Consider the following 6,000-nt stretch of genomic DNA (forward strand, 5'->3'; position numbering starts at 1 on the left):
ATGCCAAACGTTCGAAAATCAACAGCTTGAATCATATGCTTGAATCAAGCGCGTATGGATATCCATCGATGGGGGTGAATTTTGAATAATAGTTAAATATTTAATTAGCATTAGAATCGTTGACAACGATTCCTGTAAATGTTTTAATATAAACATGAAACGTCTGATGTTTAACGTTAGACAATGGCAACAATCGAAACGGAGGTTTGTTATGAAAAAAGTATTGTCAATGATCATCGCTGCAACCATGGCACTTGCAATAAGCGCTTGTGGTGCCAAGAATGAGACACCTGCTGCTCCTACAACGCCATCAGCACCTGCTGCCAACAGCGAGGGACTCCTCGGTGCATCATCAGCTACAGTGAGATTCAAGGTTGGAACAACAACAGCACCAACTGGACACTATGTGAAGGGTCTTCAGGAGATGCAGAGACTGCTTGAATCAAAGAGCGGCGGAACAATGACTTTGGACATATATCCCAATTCACAGCTTGGAAATGAAAGAGACATGATGGAGAACGTGGGAATGGGAGTTCAGGACATGGTGCTTTCATCCACTGGCCCGATACCGAACTTCGTAAAGGAATTCGCGGTTCTAGACCTTCCTTATCTGTTTGAAACAGCAGAGGATGCGTATGAGGTACTTGACGGTGAAGTAGGAGAATCTCTCCTTGCAAAGCTTGATTCACAGGGGATCATAGGATTCGGATTCTGGGAGAACGGCTTCAGGCACGTAACCAACAACACCAAGGAGATCAAGGTTCCTGCTGACCTTAAGGGAATGCAGCTCAGGACCATGGAGAACAAGGTACATATGGCCGGCTACGAAGCGCTTGGATCAATACCTACACCGATGGCTTGGGGTGAAATATTCACAGCACTTCAGCAGGGAACTGTTGACGGACAGGAAAATCCCCTTGCGATCATCGAAAGCGCAAAGGTTTATGAGGTTCAGAAGTACATATCCCTTACAGGAGCATTCTACTCACCATGCGTACTTATGATGAATGAAGCTAAGTTTAACTCTCTTACTGCTGACCAGCAGAAGGCATTCACTGAGGCTGCGGATGAAGCCAAGGACTGGCAGAGAAACTACAGTCAGGAGTATGACAAGAAGGCTGTAGAATCACTTAAGTCACTTGGAATCACAATAACAGAAGTAGATACTTCCGTATGGGCAGAGGCTGTAGTGGGTGTTTATGACAAACTCGATTCGTTCGGTATAGATGCATCACTTGTAAAGCAGATTCAGGATTCACTTAAATAAGACATCATGCGGGACATATGGCTTTTGCCGTATGTCCTGATTATAGAAATGAGTAAACAGGAGGGCTGGCGGTGAAGAAACTGGGCCAAATTCTAAACAGACTGGAAGAGAGCATTCTGGTGATCCTGCTTGTAGTGATGCTGGGTGTAATATTTACAGCTACAGTAGGCAGATTCACTAAAATCATAACAATCAAGTGGGCTGAAGAGCTTGCGAGATACTGCATGATATGGATCGTCTTCATTGGAATAATCATCGGTGCAAGAAAAGGCGAGCATTTCGCTGTCACAGCCCTGGATATGTTCCTGCCTAAGAAGGCGATGAATGTCATTAAGATCATAGCGACAATATTTGTAGATGGATTCTGCTTTTTTGCAGCATACTACGGAGTCAAGATACTAAACAGTCAGATAAAGGGCGGACAGGTCACTCCAAGTCTCCAGATACCAATGTGGATCGTTTATTCGATAATACCATTCGGACTGGCAATGATGGCTATAAGATACACCATAAGGACCTACAAGGACATAGCAGGAAAAGATATAGACAGGGAGGATGGATAGCATGGTAGGATTGCTCTTCGGAGTATTGGTAATAATGCTCATACTGGGTGTTCCAATAGCCCTGAGTTTAGGAGTCGCAGTAGTGGCAGGAATATTTTCAACCGGAAACTTCAATTTGTTTCCGGTGGTTCCTCAGAGGATGTTCACTCAGGCGGATAACTTCACTCTCATGGCTGTCCCATTCTTCATACTTGCAGGAAACCTGATGGAGAAGGGTGGAATATCCAAGAGGCTCATAGGCTTCTTTGAGATCCTGCTGAGAAGGGTTCCGGCAAGGCTGTCTGTGATCACTGTAGTTGCGTCTGCGTTCTTTGGTGCCATATCAGGCTCGAATCCTGCTACTGTAGCTGCTATCGGAGGTCTTACTATTCCTAGGATGAAGGAAAAGGGATATCCGAAGGAGCAGGCTGCAGCAGTAGCGGCATCTGCCGGAACACTTGGAGTCGTAATTCCTCCAAGCATACCTATGGTAACCTATGCAGTGACTGCATCTGTGTCAGTTGGAACCATGTTCATAGCGGGAGTTGTGCCGGGACTCATCCTTGCTGGAGTGCTGATCCTTGTAAACCTGCAGCTGAACAGAAAGCATGATGAACCTGACAAATCAAGCGTTACAGTCAAGCACATCGTCCTATCCTTCTGGGAAGCTCTTGCGGCACTGATCATGCCTGTTATAATCCTTGGCGGAATATACGGTGGACTTTTCACACCAACTGAATCAGCTGCCGTCTCCTGTGTGTACGCCCTGATCATAAGCGTGTTCGTGTACAAGGAGCTTAAGGTAAAGGACCTGTATGGGATATTCTACAAATCAGCGGTAAGCTCAGCAATCGTACTCTTCGTTGTTAGCCTTTCGGCACCGTTCGGATGGTTCATGACAAACCAGAACATACCGACAATGATAGCTTCATCCGTACTCGGTTTGTTCAGCAACAAGTATGTACTGCTACTGATGATCAACTTCATACTCCTGTTCCTGGGAATGTTCCTTGAGACACAGGCGATAATACTGCTTGTAACTCCGATTCTTCTTCCTATAGCAGTATCCCTGGGAATGTCCCCGATAGCCCTGGGAATAATAATCATCATAAATACATCCATAGGAATGATCACTCCGCCAATGGCAGTAAATCTGTTCGTCGCAACCGGAATATCAGGCTCTTCAATCGAACAGATAAGCACAAAGATAATGCCTTTCCTTATAGCGGAAGCAATTGCGCTGGTGCTGATGACATTCTTCCCGGTGATAATAACCTGGCTGCCGTCAGTGCTTGGTTTTGCAGTATAGAATCTTCATGGTTCTTTCAATCAAATGAACAATATTTCGAGGAGGAAATAATATGACCACAGAAGAACTTAAAAAAGTGGCGGAACACCTTAGGCTTGAGGCTGTTAGGATGGTCTATGAAGGCAAGGATGGGCATCCTGGTCCTGCACTTTCGATAGCAGACATAGTAGCTACACTCTATTTTGACGAAATGAGACTGGATCCGGAGAATCCTAACTGGGAGGACAGGGACAGGTTCATACTTTCAAAGGGACATTCATGCCCCATATACTATGCGGCATTGTCGGAGAAGGGCTATTATGGAGATCCGGTTGGCGACTTTAAGCTCAGGGCTCTTGGAAGCAGATTTCAGGGACATCCTGTAATGGGTAAGGCTGCCGGTGTGGACATGACCTCCGGATCGCTTGGAAACGGACTTTCAATCGGAGTCGGGATGGCACTGGCAGGAAAATATTCTAAGAAGGACTATAACGTATTCGTTATCCTTGGTGATGGCGAGCTGCAGGAAGGCATAGTTTGGGAAGGCGCAAACACAGCATCTGCAAAGAAGCTGGACAATCTGATAGCCTTTGTAGACAAGAACAACTGGCAGAGCGGAGACTGCGTGGACAAGACCATAGGCTGCAACAATCCTGAAGAGAAGTTCGCTTCATTCAAGTGGCATGTGCAGGTTATAGACGGTCACGACATCGATGCTGTAAAGAATGCGATAGCGGCTGCAAAAAGTGTCAAGGGACAGCCTTCAGCCATCATATGCAACGATATCAAAGGCAAGGGACTTGACTACATGGAGAACAACAACGCATGGCATAAGGGTGTACCGACCGACGAACAGTATGCGATAGCGGTCAAGACTCTGGGAGGTGCAAGATAATGGGGTATAAAGGAACTAGAGAAGCATTCGCAGCTGCAATGATTGACATGGCAAGGACCGATAACAGGATAATGTTCGTTTCTCCTGACTCTCTCAAGGCAATGAGAGCCACCTCTTTTGCAGACGAGTTTCCAGATGCATATGTTGAAGTCGGCATCGCTGAGCAGAACTCAGTTGCAGTTGCTTCAGGTCTTGCGAGCTGCGGACAGATCCCATTCGTGGGAACCTATGCAGGATTCCTGACGATGAGAGCCTGCGAGCAGATGAGGACCTTCGTGGCTTACCCTAACCTTAATGTGAAGTTCGTGGGGATCAATGCAGGACTATACGGTGGAGAGCGAGAAGGCGTTACACACCAGTTCTACGAGGATGTTGCGATACTTGCAAGCATTCCGAACTTTACCATATTCACGCCTGCAGACGGAAACCAGACCTACCATGCCGTCAAGGCTGCGGCAGCCACTGAGGGACCTGTTTATGTAAGGGCAGGAAGCGGCAGGGAAGTGGATGTATATGATGTGGAGACTCCTTTCAATCCTGAAGGCTTCACTGTCCTTAAGGACTATGGAACAGATACTCTGGTCCTATCAAGCGGATTCGTTCTGAGCAGAGCCCTAAAGGCAGCTGAAATATTGAAGGAGCAGGGCGTTAACGTCACTGTTGCGGATGTAAACATACTCTATAAGAAGGACAATGAGAAGCTTATTGACCTGATGTCGAACTTTGAAAAGATTGTGACTGTTGAAGACCATAACATCAACGGCGGACTCGGAAGCTTCATAAGCAGGCTTGCCTGCGAGAACAAACCGGTATTTGTAAAGAGAATGGCTCTTGAGACCTTCGGTGAGTCAGGCCCGGCTGATGAAGTCCTCGATCACTATGGCTTCAGCGGAGTTAACATAGCAAAGACTGTAAAAGATAATCTGTAGGCTAAAAGCATTTTAGGAGGAAGAAAATGAGTAAGATAGTAGTAAGTGTCGTCGGTGCAGGCGGAAAAATGGGAACCAGGACAAGCAACAACCTTGCAAAGGCCCTTGATAAGGTAGAGCTCTACTTCGTAGAGAACGGAGCAAGAGGAATAGAAAGCATAAGGGAAAGAGGCTTCGAGGTTACACCTGTGGAGGTAGCCATACCTAAGTCTGATGTAGTCATACTTGCTGTTCCGGATTCACTTATCCATGTGATATCCAAGGGAGTAGTTGACCTTATGTCTCCTGGGGCGGGTATGGTGATACTTGACCCTGCAGCTGCAGTAGCCAGAGAAGTGGCACTGAGGGATGACTGCACATTCGGTGTGGCTCACCCGTGCCACCCTTCATACTTCCTTGACCAGGATACCTTCGAGGCAAGGCACGACTACTTCGGCGGCCTTGGCGGAAAGCAGGATATAGTAATGGCAAAGATCCAGGGAGACGATGCAAAGTTTGAAGAGTGCAGAATTGTCAGCGAGCTGATGTTCGCGCCGGTCCTCAACAGCTATGTCATGGGGATAAGGGACATAGCGTTCCTTGAGCCTACCCTTGTTGAGATACTTGGAGCTACAGCACTATACGCGATGGCTGAGACTGTCAACAAGGCAGTTGAGAAGGGAATCCAGAAGGAAGCGGCTGTATCATTCCTTTCCGGACACATTTACAACCTTTCAGCAAACTTCCTTGGCTTCCTTGGAAACACTCCGGTTTCGGATGCCTGCAAGGTAGCGATCGGACTTGGAAACAAGCTTGTGTTAAGGGATGACTGGAGACAGATCTGGGAAGAGGATGTGCTTGATAAGGTAATAGCTACTATGCTCCACCCTGAGAATCCGCAGATATAACACTCAATCAAAATTTGTCTTCTGAAACGGAATATGAGAATCGAGGTATATTTATATGAAGATAGTGATACTTGACGGATACACCGAAAACCCCGGTGACCTTTCATGGGAAGGCTTCGAAAAGCTTGGAGAGGTGACGGTATATGACAGGACACCAGTTGAGATGATTGCCGAGAGGATCGGCGATGCAGA

At 46.8% G+C, this 6,000-nt stretch carries 6 protein-coding genes and 1 pseudogene; all 7 read left to right on the forward strand.

Features of this window, described 5'->3' with window-relative positions:
• Positions 1 to 211 precede the first annotated feature (211 nt).
• Entirely contained in the window at positions 212 to 1,267 is a 1,056-nt protein-coding gene (locus tag T472_RS18460; RefSeq protein WP_023386417.1) for a DctP family TRAP transporter solute-binding subunit, read from the forward strand.
• A gap of 71 nt (positions 1,268 to 1,338) precedes the next feature.
• On the forward strand, positions 1,339 to 1,830 hold the full coding sequence (locus T472_RS18465; RefSeq protein ID WP_023386416.1) for a TRAP transporter small permease: 492 nt from the start codon (positions 1,339 to 1,341) through the stop codon (positions 1,828 to 1,830).
• 1 nt (position 1,831) lies between these two features.
• Entirely contained in the window at positions 1,832 to 3,118 is a 1,287-nt protein-coding gene (locus T472_RS18470) for a TRAP transporter large permease (protein WP_023386415.1), read from the forward strand.
• A gap of 52 nt (positions 3,119 to 3,170) precedes the next feature.
• Positions 3,171 to 3,992, forward strand: a complete 822-nt coding sequence (locus T472_RS18475) for a transketolase (RefSeq protein WP_023386414.1) — start codon at positions 3,171 to 3,173, stop codon at positions 3,990 to 3,992.
• Entirely contained in the window at positions 3,992 to 4,921 is a 930-nt protein-coding gene (locus T472_RS18480) for a transketolase family protein (protein WP_023386413.1), read from the forward strand. Before T472_RS18475 ends, T472_RS18480 begins: the two co-directional genes overlap by 1 nt.
• A gap of 26 nt (positions 4,922 to 4,947) precedes the next feature.
• Entirely contained in the window at positions 4,948 to 5,808 is an 861-nt protein-coding gene (locus T472_RS18485; protein WP_023863775.1) for a phosphogluconate dehydrogenase C-terminal domain-containing protein, read from the forward strand.
• A gap of 55 nt (positions 5,809 to 5,863) precedes the next feature.
• Positions 5,864 to 6,000: pseudogene (locus tag T472_RS19655) on the forward strand (D-2-hydroxyacid dehydrogenase); the annotation flags it as partial.

This window comes from Youngiibacter fragilis 232.1 (assembly GCF_000495435.3).
Lineage (GTDB): Bacteria > Bacillota > Clostridia > Clostridiales > Clostridiaceae > Youngiibacter > Youngiibacter fragilis.